The sequence below is a fragment of the Streptomyces sp. SID8374 genome, assembly GCF_009865135.1.
GTDB lineage: Bacteria > Actinomycetota > Actinomycetes > Streptomycetales > Streptomycetaceae > Streptomyces.
Genome location: NZ_WWGH01000001.1, coordinates 369,671 through 385,191 on the forward strand (window position 1 = coordinate 369,671; position 15,521 = coordinate 385,191).

At 72.2% G+C, this 15,521-nt stretch carries 13 protein-coding genes; 6 read left to right on the forward strand and 7 right to left on the reverse strand.

Annotation, left to right across the window (positions count from 1 at the left end):
* Positions 1 to 18: 18 nt before the first annotated feature.
* Together GTY67_RS01565 and GTY67_RS01570 are read right to left on the reverse strand one after the other, a co-directional pair.
* Positions 19 to 3,372 (reverse strand): LamG-like jellyroll fold domain-containing protein, encoded by a 3,354-nt coding sequence (locus GTY67_RS01565; protein ID WP_202461283.1) that lies wholly within the window; start codon positions 3,370 to 3,372, stop codon positions 19 to 21.
* A gap of 106 nt (positions 3,373 to 3,478) precedes the next feature.
* Positions 3,479 to 4,342 carry an alpha/beta hydrolase gene (locus GTY67_RS01570; protein WP_237502537.1) on the reverse strand — a complete coding sequence of 288 codons (864 nt, stop codon included), beginning with the start codon at positions 4,340 to 4,342 and terminating at the stop codon, positions 3,479 to 3,481.
* Between the two features lie 54 nt (positions 4,343 to 4,396).
* On the opposite strand from GTY67_RS01570, the gene GTY67_RS01575 reads away from it, so the two are divergent.
* From GTY67_RS01575 to GTY67_RS01595, 5 genes are all read left to right on the forward strand, one after another.
* Entirely contained in the window at positions 4,397 to 5,011 is a 615-nt protein-coding gene (locus GTY67_RS01575) for a sigma-70 family RNA polymerase sigma factor (protein ID WP_161277517.1), read from the forward strand.
* A 98-nt stretch (positions 5,012 to 5,109) separates the two neighbouring features.
* The gene (locus GTY67_RS01580) at positions 5,110 to 5,526 is read left to right on the forward strand and encodes an ATP-binding protein (protein ID WP_176727617.1); all 417 of its coding nucleotides are present in this window, start codon (positions 5,110 to 5,112) and stop codon (positions 5,524 to 5,526) included.
* Positions 5,527 to 5,634: 108 nt separating this feature from the next.
* On the forward strand, positions 5,635 to 7,998 hold the full coding sequence (locus GTY67_RS01585; RefSeq protein WP_161277518.1) for an FHA domain-containing protein: 2,364 nt from the start codon (positions 5,635 to 5,637) through the stop codon (positions 7,996 to 7,998).
* Positions 7,999 to 8,007: 9 nt separating this feature from the next.
* Positions 8,008 to 8,649 (forward strand): hypothetical protein, encoded by a 642-nt coding sequence (locus GTY67_RS01590; protein WP_161277519.1) that lies wholly within the window; start codon positions 8,008 to 8,010, stop codon positions 8,647 to 8,649.
* A 6-nt stretch (positions 8,650 to 8,655) separates the two neighbouring features.
* Positions 8,656 to 9,672, forward strand: coding sequence for a serine/threonine-protein kinase (locus tag GTY67_RS01595; protein WP_093694228.1), 1,017 nt, complete (start codon positions 8,656 to 8,658; stop codon positions 9,670 to 9,672).
* Here GTY67_RS01595 and GTY67_RS01600 read toward each other — a convergent pair.
* The gene (locus GTY67_RS01600) at positions 9,669 to 11,009 is read right to left on the reverse strand and encodes a streptophobe family protein (protein WP_161277520.1); all 1,341 of its coding nucleotides are present in this window, start codon (positions 11,007 to 11,009) and stop codon (positions 9,669 to 9,671) included. The genes GTY67_RS01595 and GTY67_RS01600 overlap by 4 nt on opposite strands.
* Positions 11,010 to 11,188: 179 nt before the next feature.
* On the opposite strand from GTY67_RS01600, the gene GTY67_RS01605 reads away from it, so the two are divergent.
* Positions 11,189 to 12,547 carry a DUF6777 domain-containing protein gene (locus tag GTY67_RS01605; protein ID WP_161277521.1) on the forward strand — a complete coding sequence of 453 codons (1,359 nt, stop codon included), beginning with the start codon at positions 11,189 to 11,191 and terminating at the stop codon, positions 12,545 to 12,547.
* Between the two features lie 55 nt (positions 12,548 to 12,602).
* On the opposite strand, the gene GTY67_RS01610 is transcribed toward GTY67_RS01605, so the two are convergent.
* The 4 genes from GTY67_RS01610 to GTY67_RS01625 all read right to left on the reverse strand — a co-directional run bounded on the left by GTY67_RS01610 (position 12,603) and on the right by GTY67_RS01625 (position 15,415).
* Entirely contained in the window at positions 12,603 to 12,956 is a 354-nt protein-coding gene (locus GTY67_RS01610) for a DUF1232 domain-containing protein (protein WP_161277522.1), read from the reverse strand.
* A 92-nt stretch (positions 12,957 to 13,048) separates the two neighbouring features.
* A complete protein-coding gene (locus GTY67_RS01615) occupies positions 13,049 to 13,306 on the reverse strand; it encodes a WhiB family transcriptional regulator (protein ID WP_093694225.1) in 258 nt (85 codons plus the stop codon).
* An 81-nt stretch (positions 13,307 to 13,387) separates the two neighbouring features.
* A complete protein-coding gene (locus GTY67_RS01620) occupies positions 13,388 to 14,512 on the reverse strand; it encodes a PP2C family protein-serine/threonine phosphatase (protein WP_161277523.1) in 1,125 nt (374 codons plus the stop codon).
* Positions 14,513 to 14,581: 69 nt separating this feature from the next.
* Positions 14,582 to 15,415, reverse strand: a complete 834-nt coding sequence (locus tag GTY67_RS01625; protein WP_161277524.1) for a Scr1 family TA system antitoxin-like transcriptional regulator — start codon at positions 15,413 to 15,415, stop codon at positions 14,582 to 14,584.
* Positions 15,416 to 15,521 lie beyond the last annotated feature (106 nt).

The following is a 15,521-nucleotide window of genomic DNA, read 5'->3' on the forward strand; positions in this document are numbered from 1 at the left end:
GACCTCTGCTGTGTGCCGCTACGGCTTCCGGCTGCCGTACAGTGCGGTCACCTCGTCGGCGGTCAGGGCCTTGTCGTACACCCCGACCTGGTCGACGGAGCCGTTCCAGAAGTCGCCCTTCGCCCCCGCGTACTGGGCCCGGCCGACGGAGAGCGGGCCGGTGCTCACATCGGCGGGCCCGGCCTCGGTGGTGGCGGCGAGCTTTCCGTCGACGTACAGCTTCACCTCACCGCCCTGCCGGACGCCGACCAGGTGGTACCACTTCCCGGTCTCCGGTGTGATCTCCAGGCGGGCGCGCTTGCCGCCCGGGGTGGAGAAGGCGAACGCGCCCTGCCCGTACTGGAGGTAGAAGGGGTTCTCGGTGCGCCGGCCGTCCTGGCTGACGACGGTGGCGTAGTTGCCGGGCAGGGCGTCCAGCGAGGCCCACGCGGAGACCGTGTAGTCCTTGGTGGTGTCCACGACGGGACCGGTGCTCTGCGCGTACTGGCCTTCGCCGTTGAACTTCAGCGCCGAGCCCTTGACGCCCGGCGTCCAGGACGCTCCGCCCTCCAAGGTGAGGTGGGCCTTGTTGGGGCCGCTGTCGCGGGCTGTGGTGCCCTTGTTCTCGTCCAGCGACCAGGAGCCGCCGCCCTTCAGCTCGTCGCGCTGACCGGCGTTGGCTCCGGCGGCGATGACCTGGCGGTTGATCTCGCGGACCTTCTTCGGGTCGACCTTGATCTCGCGACGGTCGTACGTCCAGAGCCCGTTGAGCTCGTTCTCCAGGTCGCTGACCTGGGTGTAGACGGAGCCGGACAGTTCTGCGCCGGCGGCCGCGAGGTAGTACGTACGGGTGTTGTCGACGTACTTCGCGGTGAGCGCGGCCTTGTCCGCCACGCCGGAGTAGATGTTGGCCGGGGCCCCGGGCCACATGTGACCCGGAGTCCGGAGCGTGAAGCCGCCGTGCTCGCCGTCCATCGCGGCGCGGCGGTCGTCCGGGAAGGCCGGGTCGTCGTTCACGTAGTCGTGGTGGTCGATGATCTCGCCCTTGCCGGAATCACCCTTGGACGCACAGCAGTTGACCCCGCTGTGCGCGTTGACCACGCGGGACGGGTCCAGCGCCTTGACGTCCTCGGCGATCTTCCCCGTCTCTGTCCGGTCCCACTCGCCCCAGCCCTCGTTGAAGACGATCCAGCCGCTGATCGAGGGGTAGTTGTGGAACTGCTTCATCAACTCCTTGCCCTGGGTGAGGAAGGCGTTCTTGCCGGTGTCGTTGTCGATGTCGGCGTTGACGAAGTCCTGCCACACCAGCAGGCCGAGCCGGTCGGCGTGGTAGTACCAGCGCGGCGACTCCACCTTGATGTGCTTGCGTACGGCGTTGAAGCCGAGGTCCTTCTGGGCCTTGAGGTCGAAGGTGAGGGCCGCGTCGCTGGGCTGGGTGTAGAGGCCGTCGGGCCAGAAGCCCTGGTCCAGCATGGCAAGGGAGAAGAACGGCTTCCCGTTGAGGACGAGCTTCTGGTAGCCGCCGACTTCTGCGACCTTCAACTGGCGCATGCCGAAGTAGCTTTCGACGCTGTCCTTGGAGCGGCCGTCGGTGAGCGACACGTCGAGGTCGTAGAGGTAGGGGTCGTCGGGCGACCAGAGGCGCGGGTTCTTGAGCTGGAGGCTCAGCTCGCGGTTGGCGGGGCCGGTGACCGTGGCGACGGCCTTGCCCTTGTGGTCGCGGGCCACGGCGGTGATACGGGCATTGGCCGACGCCTTCGCGGAGTTGACGGTGACGGCGAGGCGGCCGGTGTCGATGTTCGGGGTGGTGGTCAGGGAGTCGATGGCGGCGGGTGCGACCGGCTCCATCCAGACGGTCTGCCAGATGCCGGAGGTCGGGGTGTAGACGATGCCGCCGGGGTTGGTGGACTGCTTGCCCTTGGGCTGGTTCGGCCCGGTCCTGTCGGTGACGGCGACGACGATCTCCTGGGGGCCGGTGCCCTTGAGCGCGTCGGTGATGTCGGCGCTGAACCCGGTGTATCCGCCGGTGTGTTCGGCGACCTTGGTGCCGTTGACCCAGACGGTGGACCGGTAGTCGACGGCGTCGAAGTTGAGCTTCAGCCGCTGGTTCTTGCCCGACGTGCCCTTGCCGACCGACCAGTTCTTCGGCACGGTCACGAGCTTGCGGTAGAACATGTGGTCCTCGTCGCGCTCCAGGCCGGAGAGCTGGGACTCGACCGGGAACGGCACGATGATCCGCTCACCGAGCTTCTTGCCGAAGACCGGCTTCTCGCCCTCGGTGGCCCCGGCGAACTCCCAGGGGCCGTTGAGGTTCTTCCACTTGTCGCGGACCTGCTGCGGGCGCGGGTACTCGGGCAGCGGGTTGTCGACGTCCAGCTTGTCGCCCCAGGTGGTGGTGAGGCGGTGCGTGGAGAGGTTCCTGGCCGTGCGGCCGATCTCCGGGACGGTCTCGCTCCCCGACGTCAGCCCGCTCCTGCCGTCGTAGACGACCTTGACCCGCTGGTCCTTGAGGACGGGGGCGGCGAGGTCGACGATCAGCGCGCGGGGGTTGTCCGAGGCGCGGCTCACCGACTTGACCGGCATCGGGGAGGTGTCGACCTCGATCTTCAAGTGGTCCTTGACCTTGCCGAAGTTCGCGACCCGGTCCTTGAAGGTGGCCTGGAGGCGCTTGCCGTTCTTGGCGACGCTCAGGGCGACCGGGTAGACCTCGAAGTCGGCGGGCGGGGTGAAGGCGGACTCGGGCACGATCTGCTTCTTGAGCGTGTCGCTCTGCCAGCGCAGGAACATGCTGGCGCCGCCGACGTCCTGGAACATCTCCAGCTTGAAGTCGTGCTTCTCGCCGGCCTTCAGGGCGATCGGCGCGCTGTGCTGCTCGTTGTCCCAGTCGGGCTCCCAGTGGTCGATGACAACGTTGCCGTCGAGGAAGAGCCGGAAGCCGTTGTCGCCGATGGCGGAGAAGGTGTACGAGCCCGTCTCGGGCGCTTCGAGCTGTCCCGTCCACCGGGCGGTGGTGTGCTCGGTCCTGCCGGTCGCCGACTCGAACGTCCCCGTGAGACCGGGGAAGTTGATGTCCGGGTCCAGAGAGGTGGCCCCGAGCTCGGCGAAGTCGCGGGCGCCGGGGGCGGACATGCTGAAGTATTCGCCCTTCAGCCCGCGTACGTCGGTGACCGGGTCGTCGGCCGTGAACGCGGTGGCGGTGGCCGGTGCAGGGGTGGCGGGCGCGGCGGCGGCCGTCGGGACAAGAGTGGCGCCGACCGGTATCAGGAGCGCGGCGGCACAGGTGAGAGCCCTGAACAGGGCACGGGGGCGCGGGTGTTGTCGTGTCAAGGCGTCGTCCTCGTCGAAGAGCCGGGAGTACCTCGAACCGCCGAGGTACTGCACATAGTCGAACATTGAGCCACAACACCAAACACTGCACAACGGTCGTGCACGCAGAATTTTCAACGATAGAAATCGGTGTACGACCGCGCCTCGCACGCCGGGCCCGCTCCCCGGCCCCTCACCGAAGCCCCCACCCCAGGAAGGCCGATGCCGTCGCCACGAACCGGTCGGGGTCGTCGATCCACGGATAGTGCCCCGCCCCGGGCTGCCGGACCAGCGTGGCGCGGGGGAACAGCTCCGCGCACTCCGCCACCGCCACGGGCGGGCTGTTCAGGTCGAACTCGCCGACGAGCAGCAGCACCGGACCCTCGAAGGCGGCGAGCGCCGTACGGGTGACCTCCGGATCGAAGGCGCCTTCGTCCCCGAAGTGGGCGACTGCTTCTCCGTTGACCGGCCGACCGGCGGCGTGATGGAGCCGGGCGGCAGCATCCCAACGCCCCCAGAAGAAGGGCGCGATGGCATCCCGGTCGGCGTCGGCGCCCTCGATGGCGGCCTCAAGCGCGGCAAAGGCGGCGGGGAACCACGGCTCGCCCTTCCGCCGCAGCGCGAGCGCGCGGCGCGTCTCCCCGTCGATCTCCACGCCCACCGCCCGCAGGCCGGGGCCGACCAGGACGAGCCCGCCGAGGCGTTGCGGGTGCCGGGCGGCGTACCGCATCGCGAGGTTCGCGCCGCCGGAGTGGGCCAGCAGATCGACCCGGGCGAGGCCGAGGTGCTCCCGCAGGGCTTCGACGTCCGCCACCTGGCGGTCGCAGCGATAGGAGGCGGCGTCCTCGGGCAGCGCGGACCGGCCGGTGCCGCGCGGGTCGAGGAGGACGAGCCGGCGGTGCGCGGAGAGGCCGCCGAGATCACCCAGGTAGCGGGAGTCGGCGGGCCCGCCCGGGAGGCAGATCACCGGGTCGCCGCCCCCGGTGACGCGGTAGGCGAGCCGGGTTCCGTCAGGTGCGGTGAAGAAGGAGGTCATGGCCGCCATGATGGGCGCCATAACATGGTTGTACAACCTGGTTATAGGAACTGGATCGTGCGGTATAACCGAGCTATGACAGACAAGGACGACGACGGCCGCCCCCCTTCCCCTTTCCTCGGCGAGGACCAGGCAGTACGCATGTTCGCCGCCATGAACGAGGTCATCCGGGCGGGCGAGGAGATGCGGCAGCTGCGCAGCGAGATGGTCGCGCTGTTCGCCGGGGCCGGCTGGACCCAGGAGCGGATCGCCCGGCTCACGGGCATGAGCCAGCCCGCCGTCTCCAAGCAGGTGGCGAAACACGGGCCGGGCAGCCCGCCGCCCCCGGCTGAGCTCGCCCTCGACCAGTACGACGCGCCCTGGCTCGAAGGACGCCTGTGGGGCCTGGCCGAGGCGATCTCCGAGGCCCTTGGCCACGAGGCCCGCTGCACCCGCTTCGTCGACGCCCTCGGCCGGGGGAGGAAGCGCTTCACCCCCGAGAACGTCGACGCGCTGCGACGCCTCGTCGAGGAGGACCTGAGGCTGCACCGGCAGGAGCTCCCGACCCGTTGCCGGGCGGCGTACGACACCATCAGCCGGGGCCTCGACCTTCCCGCGCGGGCGACCGCCGCCGCCGGGTCCGCCTCGGTGCGCCGCACCCTGGCCCACCGCATCCAGCGGGACCGGCTCGGGGCGATGACTGAGGCGTGACCAGCGGGTTCACCTATTCTCGCGTCCTTTTTCCATGAAATGCCGTTCCGGGGGTATCCGGAGTTCAGCCAGAAAGCTCACGCGACGGGGTGACCGCAATGAACGACCGCATGCTGATGACACTTTCACCGGACGGGGAGACCCGCACCGATTACGTCTGCCGACCGGAGAAGGCCGCCGACGCACGGGAGGCGGTCACCAGCTTCGTCGCCCGGCTGCACCCGGCACCGGCCGCGCACGTGGTGCAGAATCTGCTGCTCCTCGTGACGGAGCTGGTCACCAACGCCGTCCGGCACGCCGGAGCGGTGACCGCGCTCTGGCTGACCGCCGACCGCACGGGCGTCCACGTCCGGGTCACCGACCCGAGCCCGGCGCACCCGCAGGACCGGACGCCCGACCTCACGGGCCGCACCGGTGGCTTCGGCTGGCCGATGGTCCAGCGGCTGGCCCACGAGGTCACGGTCCGCGAGTCGCCGGACGGCGGGAAGGTCATCCTCGCCACCGTCCTCCGCTGACGGCGAAAGCCCGCACGGCGAAAGCCTGCACGGCGCGCCGGCACCCCGCCGAGTGAGCAACCCCGGCCGCGACGGGCGCCGATCGTGACGTCTCGATAGAATTCGGACATGGCACAGCGGCCCGCAGCGCCGACGGCGCCCGAGCTCGTCCTGGAGACCGATATCGGCTCCACGGTCATGAGTCCGAGCCGGGACTACCACGTCGGGCGGGACCCCGAGAGCGACATCGTCATCGACGACGCCCGGGTCTCCTGGCACCACGCGGTCCTCCACCCCGAGGCCGGGCACTGGACGCTTCAGGACGAGGACAGCACCAACGGCACGTACACCGGTGGCCACCGCATCCACGAATCGGACGTCGGCGCCGGCAGCATCATCCACTTCGGCAATCCGAGCGACGGCCCCCGGGCCGTCCTGCTGGGCCGCGAGCCCCCCGCCCGCCCGGCCGCGGCGGACCGGCCGTCCGCCGTCTCGATGCCCGCCGCCACCGGCACCTTCCGGCAGCCCACCACCGTACGGCCGCTGCCCGCGAAGTCCGTCCGCATCGGCCGCGACGCGGGCAACGACCTCGTCATCGACGACCTCGTGGTCTCCCGGCGCCACGCCGAACTGCGGGCGCTCCCCGACGGCCGGCACGAGATCGTCGACCTCGGCAGCCACAACGGCACGTTCCTCAACGGCCAGCCCGTCGGCCGGGCGGTCGTCGGCCCCGGCGACATCGTCGGTATCGGCCACTCCGCGTTCAGCCTCGTCGGCGATGTGCTCCAGGAGTTCGTGGACACCGGTGAGGTGTCGCTGGACGTCCAGGACCTGGAGGTCACCGTCGGCAAGGCGGGCAAGGGCGGCAAGACGCTGCTGGACGGGGTCTCCTTCCCCGTCGGCGAGAAGTGCCTGCTCGGCGTCGTCGGGCCCAGCGGCGCCGGGAAGTCGACACTGCTCAACGCCCTCACCGGGCTGCGCCCGGCCGACACCGGCACGGTCCTCTACGACGGCCGTGACCTCTACCGCGACTTCGCCGAGCTGCGCCAGCGCATCGGCCTCGTCCCGCAGGACGACATCCTCCACTCGCAGCTGACCGTACGCAAAGCCCTCGGGTACGCCGCCGAGCTCCGCTTCCCGCAGGACACGGCGAAGGAGGAGCGGCAGGCCCGGGTCTTTGAGGTCATCCATGAACTCGGCCTGGAACAACGGGCGAACCAGCCGATCCACAGCCTCTCCGGCGGCCAGCGCAAGCGGGTGAGCGTGGCCCTGGAGCTGCTCACGAAGCCCTCGCTGCTCTTCCTGGACGAGCCGACCTCGGGACTGGACCCGGGAATGGACCGCTCCGTCATGCACATGCTGCGCGGCCTCGCCGACGACGGCCGTACGGTCGTCGTCGTCACGCACAGCGTGCTGAGCCTGGAGGTCTGCGACCGGCTCCTCGTGCTCGCACCCGGCGGCCGCATCGCCTACTACGGCCCGCCCGACGACGCGCTCGCCTTCTTCGGCTTCGACGAGTGGCCGGAGGCGTTCGAGGCGTTCGAGAACGACCGGGACCGGGACTGGGCGGCCACGTACGCCGACTCGCCCTTCCACCGGCAGTACATCGTGAACGCCTCGGCACAGCCCCAGCTCCCCCCGGCCTCGCCCGGGGCGTCCGTCGCGCCGCCGCCGAAGACCCGTAACTGGGGTGCGCAGTTGGGCACCCTGGTCCGCCGGTACGCCTCCGCGCTCGCCGCCGACCGCACGTTCCTGATCATCATGATCGCGCTGCCCTTCGTCATGGGCGCCATGGCCCGCGCCCTGGCGGGCAGCAGGCTCACCCAGGAGACGGCGATGAACGCGCTGCTCATCCTGTGTGTGGGCGGCGTGCTGACCGGGGCCGCCAACGCCGTACGGGAGTTGGTCAAGGAGCGGGTGATCTACCAGCGGGAGAGAGCCGTCGGCCTCTCCAGATCCGCGTACCTGATGTCGAAGATCGTGGTGCTCGGGACCATCACGATCCTCCAGGCCGTCGTGCTGACCCTGGTCGGACTGGTGGGCGTGGACCTCAACGCACCAGGTGGCGAAGGGGTGTTCCTGCCACCGCTCGTCGAGATCACCCTGGCCGTCGCCCTGTTGTCGTTCACCGCGATGATGCTCGGTCTGCTGGTCTCCGCCCTGGTGCGCAAGGAGGAGGTCACGATGCCGCTGCTCGTCCTCCTCGCCATTGTCCAAGTGGTCTTCTGCGGGGCCCTGCTGAAGCTGAACGGGGTGCCGGGGCTGGAACAGCTGTCCTGGCTGGTGCCGTCGCGGTGGGCGCTGGGCGCGATGGCCGGCACGGTCGATCTGGCCCGGATCGTGCCGGGCGAGCTGACGTCCGACCCGCTCTTCGGGCACTCCGCGGGGGTCTGGCTGCTCAACATGGGCATGCTGGTCGTCCTCTCCGCCGCCTTCGGTTACGTCGTCGCGAAGCTGCTGCGGCGCCATGAGCCCGCGGTCATGCGGAAGTAAGGCGGTTCCATGGCGACCCCGACCCCGGAATTCCGCCCCACCCACGTCGTCCCCCCGGGCGGGCTGCCCGCCTGGGAGGCGCCCGACGCGGCCCGGCCCACCGACCCGCTGGACGCCCTGCTGCCGGTGCGGCTTGCGGAGCGGCGCGGGGACTGGGCGTATGTCGTCTGCTCCAACGGCTGGGCGGCCTGGGTCGACGGGCGGCTCCTCGTCTCCGTACCGCGCACTCCCCCGGCCGCCGGTCAGCCGCTCGCCCGCACGGCGGACCCGCGCCCTCTGCTGGCCCGGGCGGAGGAGGCCCTGAACCAGTACCGGCGCGCGGCCCAGGATCTGGCCGAGGGCCGCAGCGACGGGGAGACCTTCCAGCAGCGGACCCGGGGGCTGCGGGTGGGCATGGTCGTGGACGGGGAGTCGGTCTGGCTGTACGACGCGGAGCACGAGCGGTGGGTCTTCTGCGACGGGACACAGCTCAGTACGTACGCGGCGGAGTCGGGGCCGGGATCGGGTACGGCGTTCACGGGCGCGGGGCCCGAGCCCACGCGGGTGGTTGCCGTGGACGGGCCCGAACCCACCCAGGTCGTGGCGCCCGAACCGACGCGTGTCGTGGCCCCCGACGACACGGCGGACGGCTCGCCGGACGGCGGGCGGTGACGGGTCATGGCGCCTCCGCCGCCTCCCCCGTCGCACGATGCCGGGCTCCCGGCCGGCCGCGACGACGAGCTGATCGGCAAGCGGATCGCGGGCTATCTGGTGGAGGCCGAGATCGGCCGCGGGGGCATGGCGGTCGTCTACCGGGCCAAGGATCTGCGGCTGGACCGGGTCGTCGCGCTCAAGCTGCTCGCCCCGGAACTGGCCCGCAACGACACCTTCCGTCAGCGGTTCACCCACGAGTCGCGGGTGGCCGCCGCGATCGACCACCCCCACATCGTCCCGGTCTTCGAGGCCGGTGAGACGGACGGGCTCCTCTACATCGCCATGCGCTTCGTGGCGGGCGCCGATCTCCGCGTCCTGATCGACCGGCGCGGGCCCCTCGATCTCACGGCGGCCGTCCGGATCGGCGGGCAGGTCGCGTCCGCGCTGGACGCGGCCCACGACCACGATCTGGTGCACCGCGATGTGAAGCCGGGCAACATCCTGGTGGCGGCGGGGACCGACAGCGACCATCCGGAGCATGTGTATCTGACGGACTTCGGGCTGACGAAGAAGTCGCTGTCGCTGACAGGGTTCACCACGGTCGGCCAGTTCGTCGGGACCCTCGACTACGTGGCGCCGGAGCAGATCTCGGGGAAGCCCGTGGACGGCCGGTGCGATGTCTACAGCCTGGCGTGCGTCGTACAGGAGACCCTGACCGGGGCGCCGCCCTTCCGGCGGGACGACGACATGGCCCTGCTCTGGGCCCACCAGTACGATCCGCCGCCTCCGCCGAGCGGGCAGCGGCCGGACCTGCCGGGCGCGGTGGACGGCGTACTGGCGAAGGCGCTGGCCAAGTCGCCGGACGACCGTTACGAGACGTGTCTGCGGTTCATCGCGGCGCTGCGGGCGGCCGCGTCCGGGGTTCCGGCGGGGCGTCACGCACCGACCCGGGTGGACGCCCGGGCCGGTTCGTGGTCCGCGACGCCTGAGCCGCCGCCCCGGCCGCCGCGCTGGGCCCTCCCGGTGTTTCCGGAGGCCTAGGCCTCCTCCTCCGGCGGGGCGGCCTCGCCGTGCCGGTGGTGCACCCGGGAGGCCGCGAGCGCGCCCAGGAAGCCGGCGGCCAAGCCCCACAGGAAGGCGATGCCGAGCGCGCTCCACAGGCGCGGGCGCAGCGCGACCTCGCCGCTCAGGCCGCCGCCGAGGTCCCCGATGCCCAGCAGGGACAGGCCGTACCGGGCGGAGAGCGCGGCGGTCAGGCCGATGAGCAGCACGGTCAGGGTGAGTGCGACCGCCAGGTGCAGGGCGTGCTGCCAGGGCCGCGTACGGGCGGGCGACCTGACCGCCATGAGGAAGGCGGCGCCGAGCACGAGGAGGGCGGAGACGACGAGCAGCCACCAGACGCGCCCGTCCTGGGCGGCGAGGGTGCGCAGGTTGACGGTGGAGAGGTCCGGTGTACGGAGTACGGAGTCGAGTACCTGGGGCATCGGCAGCCCGAAGGGGCCCTGCACCTTGCCCTCCCAGGAGGCGCCGAGGCCCACGGTGAACGCGAGCCAGACCAGGTTGGGCAGGCCGAGGAGGATCACCGCCAGGGTCTGGGCGGGGTGGCCGCGTACCACCATCACCACGAGCCCGGCGACGACGCCCAGGGCGACGGACACCAGGAGCAGCGCCACCACGGCGGACGCGGCGGGCCGCACGGTCTCCTGGAACCGCACCAGCCGGGGCGGGAGCGGCGCTCGGCGCGAGACGAGGAGCGCGAGCACGAGGACACCGGCCAGCCAGAGCAGGCCGATGACCACGGTCAGCGGGATGTCGGCCCGGAATCCGACCCGGGCCGAGTCGCCCAGTACGTCTCCGAAGGCGTCCCCCGCGCCGTCCCCGCTCCCGTCCCCGCTTCCGTCGCCGCTCCCGTCCCCCGTGAGGTTCTCGGCCGGGAGGGTGAACGTGTGCCGGGCCAGGAGCGAGAGGACCACCAGCACCACGGCCCAGAGAACGGCCACGCGGCCCGCCCAGCCCGCCAGCTCGCGGCCCCCGGCGACGGCCCGGTGGCGCAGGGGGCGGAGGAACCCGTAGGCGATGGGCAGCGCGCCCGCCAGGGTCACCGAGAGCGGGAGCACCGAGAGGCCCGCCTGCGCCCCGACGAGGGAACCGGCGTCGCCCGCCAGCCCGACGGAGCCGCCCGCCGCCATCACGACGACGGCCGCGACCACCAGCGGGAAGCCGCCGTCGGGCAGTCCGGCCGCACCGGCGGCCCACAGTCCGAGGGCGGCCGTCACCAGCATGGCCAGGGCCCCGGCCAGGACCGCCACGAGGGCGTCGCGCCAGCCGTGCGGTGCGCGTGTCGCGCTGTTCCTGACGTTCCTCGCCCGGGCGTTCACGCTGCCACGCTAAGCAGTGGTACGGCGCTCCGCTCCCCGGGGAAACGGTCGCTCCCTCCGCTTGCGGGGAGCACGCGGGCGGTACACACAATGAGGTCGATAAGGCCCGGATTACCCCTACATGCCCCAGATGCGGGGGCGGGGCTCCGGGGCGGGTCCCAACCTCGGGAGCAGAGCCCGTGAGTGATCAACCGCCGTCGTCCGGCCGCCCCACGGGACCGCCTTCCGGTCCGCTCTCGGGCCCCTCCCCATCCGGCCCCACGCCCCCGCCCCCGACCGTTTCCGGCGCGCCGCCCGGCCCGCCGAGCGGCGGTGACCACGGCGGTCCGCTGGGCCCTGGCGGCTCCGGGGGCTCAGGTGACGGCCGGGGCGGACCGGGAGACTCGGGCGGCCCGGGCAGCGGCTCCGGCGCCGGTTCGGGCGGCGGCTCGGGTGCCGCCCCCGGGTCCGGTCCCGGGCGCCCGTGGTGGCGCTCCGCGCCCCGGATCGCCGCGATCACGACGGCGGTGGTCGTGGCCGTGGTGCTGGTCGTCTTCCTGACCCGTCCCGACGACAGCGGTGGTACGAAGGCGGGCGGCGGCGAGGTGTTCCTCCAGGCGGCAGGCTCCTCCGGGCCGGACCCGTTCACGGAGTCCACGGCGCGTAAGAGCGAGACCGAGCCGGGGACCGCGTCCCCGTCCGCCGTCCCGAGCGCCTCGGCGACGGGGTCGCAGGTGACGCGCGGGGTGGACGGCGCGGAACCCGGTCTCTACGGGGGCACCCGCAAGGTCGCCAGCTGCGATGTGGAGAAGCAGATCAGCACGTTGCGGGCGGCTCCGGACAAGAACCGGGCGTTCGCCTCGGTCCAGGACATCGAACCCTCGGCCGTACCCGACTATCTGCGCTCCCTCACCCCCGTACAGCTGCGTATGGACACCCGCGTGACCAATCACGGCTTCCGGGACGGGAAGGCGACGGCCTATCAGGCGGTGCTCCAGGCCGGTACGGCCGTCCTCGTCGACGACCGCGGGGTGCCCCGGGTGCGCTGTGCCTGCGGCAATCCGCTGCTGCCGCCCGTGGCCCAGAAGAGCACCCCCGAGCAGAAGGGGAAGGCCTGGCCGGGGTACCGGGCGTCGGACGTGGTCGTGGTCCAGCCGGCGTCGAAGCCGGTGGACGAGTTCGTGATGGTCGACCCTTCGAACGGTGACTGGTTCACCCGTCCGGCGGGAGACACCGGCGGCGGGGACAAGAAGACCGATCCGCCCAAGGACAAGGACAAGGACAAGGAGAAGGACGAGTCCGATTCGCCCTGCCCGCCGGGCTCCGGCGACAACGACTCCTGCCGCCCGAGCCAGGGCGAATCGCCCGCCGAGGACGGCTCCCCGCCGCCCGGCGACTCCCCGCCCCCGGCCGATGACGGGACGACGGCACCTCCTCCGGACAACCCGACCTCCAGCGAGCCTCCCCCGCCTGGCGACTCGTCCGGCTCCCAGCCCGCGCCACCGCAGGAGCAACAGCCGCAGGAACAGCAGCCGCAGGAGCAACAGCCCAACTCCTAGGGGCGCGCGTGAACGTCCAACGCGCCGCGCGAACACATAGCGCACGCGCGAACGCCTAACGCACCGCGTCCGGACGGGGCTTGGCCGTCTTCTCCAGCTCGGGGATCTCCACCGGGGCACCGGCCCCCTTGGCCCGTCCCAGTCCGGCCGACGTGGCGGCGGCGTGCAGGGAGCGCAGCGCCAGCAGCAGGAATCCGATGTCGTCGAGGTAGACGGGGTCCGGCATCAGGTCGACCGGGGAGATGGTGTAGACGACGGCCGCCCAGACGAGCGCCTTGTTGCGCAGCGGGATCCCGGCGTCGACCAGGAGCTTCCTGGCCTTGAAGACGCGCACCAGCAGTACGGCGGCCAGGGCCAGCATGATCAGTGCGGCGACGGCGGCGACAACGAGCCAAACGGTGGTGTCCATGGCTCATCGTCTACCCACTCGGCCGCCGATGACGGGATTACGCGGAAGTCGGCCGGTATTGCGCGGAAGCCGGTCGGCGGTGGTCGCGTGACTCAGCCTGCGGTGTTCTTGGTACGCCGGCGGCTGCGGCGCTTCAGCGCGCGCCGTTCGTCCTCCGCAAGACCTCCCCAGACGCCGGAGTCCTGGCCGTTCTCCAGAGCCCACTCCAGGCACTGGGCCTGGACCGGGCAGGTCCGGCAGACCGCCTTGGCCTCCGCGGCCTGGACGACGGCGGGGCCGGACGTCCCGATGGGGAAGAACAGGTCCGGGTCCTCCTCGCGGCAGGCCGCGTGCGTGCGCCAGTTCTCCATGCTGCTCACTCCCGGTGTCGGATGCGTGCCGTAGGCGCCTGCCGTACGGCCGTACCGTGCGGGTGACCGACGATCGGCGCCTCAAACACGTGGGCGCCGGGGAACTGGATCTGTCGCCGGGGCGGGTCGGTGCAGGGCGAGGAGGGCCTGGTCGTCCTGGATCCGGCCGCCGGTGTGGCGCCCGACGTCCTCGATGAGCAGCTGGAGGATCTGCGCGGGGGCCGGCGGGTCGCCGACGAGCGAGCGGTGGCGCAGCAGGCGGGGCAGCCGTACGGCCGCGTCGTAGAAGACCCCGGCCTCGTCCCGGGCCTCGGTGACGCCGTCCGTGTAGCACAGGAGCGTGGAGCCGGGCGGGAAGGTGAACGTGTCGACCGGGAACGACCAGGTGCCCAGGGCGGCCATGCCGAGCGGGGGCGCCTCCTGGGACGGTTCGAGGGCGGTGGCCGTGCCGTCGGCGGCCAGCAGCAGCGGGGGCGGGTGGCCGCGGTTGACGATGCGTACGGTGTCGAGGCCGGCGGTGAACTCGGCGATCAGCGCGGTGGTGAACCCCTCGTCCTGCTCCTGGCCGCCGCGGCGGCCGCCCTCGCGCAGCAGGGCCCCCTCCAGCGCGGTCACCAGGCGCGGCAGGTCCTCCGCCTCGTCGGCGGCGAACCGGAAGGCCCCCAGGTCCGCGCAGACCGCGCTGACGGCGCCCAGCCCCTTGCCCCGGACGTCCCCGACCATGACGCGCACCCCGTGCGGGGTGTCCTGCACGACGTAGAGGTCACCGCCGATCATGGCCTCGTCCTCGGCGGGGACGTAGCGGGCGGCGATACGGAGGTCGCCCAGCCGTGACGGGGGCCGGGGCAGTACGGCGGCCTGGGCCACGGCGGCGACCTGCCGGGCGCGCCGGGTCCGGGCGCTCTGGCCCTCCAGGGCGCGGTGGATGAGGACGGCGAGCACGGTCACGGCCAGAAGGGTGAGCTGGTTGGCGACGCCCCGGTGCCAGCCGAAGGTTTCGTCGACCCAGGCGAGGACCGCGTGGACGGCCATGGAGAGGACGCCGATCGCGATGATGCCGGGCAGGCTCAGCAGGGGTGCGGCGGCCACGGGGGCGGCCATCAGCAGAGGCGCGGAGGTCACGTCCGTCGGGGTCGCCAGGTCGATCACGACGGCCAGCACGATGACCCCCACCGGGATCCACTGGGCCCTGCGCAGCTGCACCACTCCCCCACGCTGTACGGCCCGGGGGCGGACCGCATCCCGGCGGCGGCCGTGCGGGCGCCGGGCGGGCCGTCAGAGCGGCAGCGGGGTGCCGGGGGGCGGGGCGGCGGCGCACGCGGCGTCGAGGCGGATGCGGTGGGCCATCACGGCCTCCGGGTCGTCCACGAGGTCGACGCGGACCCCGGGCGTCTCCAGGACGGCCTGGTCGCCGATCTCCGGGGCGGGCACCCGCAGCAGGTGCAGGGGCGGCATGGCGGTCATGGGGTGCGGCGGGTGGTCCAGCGGCACCACCTGGACGGTGAGGTGCTGCTGGTCCATCGCCTCGGCCAGTGCGCGACGCTGCCCGTCCATGGTCCCCGGGTCGCCCACCCGGGTGTGCAGGGCGACGGCCGGGAACAGGGCCCACAGGGCCGTACCGCGCTCGCTCAGCCGGCGCCGCCGCTCCCGCAGCAGCTCCAGGCGGCGCTCCAGCAGGGCGGGGCTGTCGTCGGGGTACTGCATCCGGTAGAGCCCGGCGGCGTAGGCGGAGGTGCGCAGCAGCTCGGGCACGAGGGCGGGGTGCCAGGTGCGGATCAGGCTGGCCGAGGACTCGACGCCGATGACGTCCTGCTGCCAGCTCTCCATCGCGTCCCGCCACCGGTGCCACCAGCCGGGCAGGTTCGCGGCCCCGAGCCCGGCCAGGATGGGCTCGGCGACGGAGGGCGGGGCGCCGTAGCAGCGCAGCAGCTCGGCGACCTGCCGGGCGTCGAGGCCGGTCTCGGCCCTCTCGATCCGCCGTACGGTCGCGGGGTGGGCGCCCAAGGCGTCGGCGGCGGCCCGCAGCGAGACGCCCGCCTGCTCCCGCAGTATCCGCAGCCGGGCCGCCAGGACGCGGTGCTGCACCGTGGGACCGGAGCGGGGTCGCATGCTCGTACCTCGTTCGTCGAGCCCCGGGGCGGAGCCGTGGACACTCTGTCGCTTGCAAAGTATGCACTTTGCGCCGAGAGTACATACATGTCGGAAATAGTCAGTT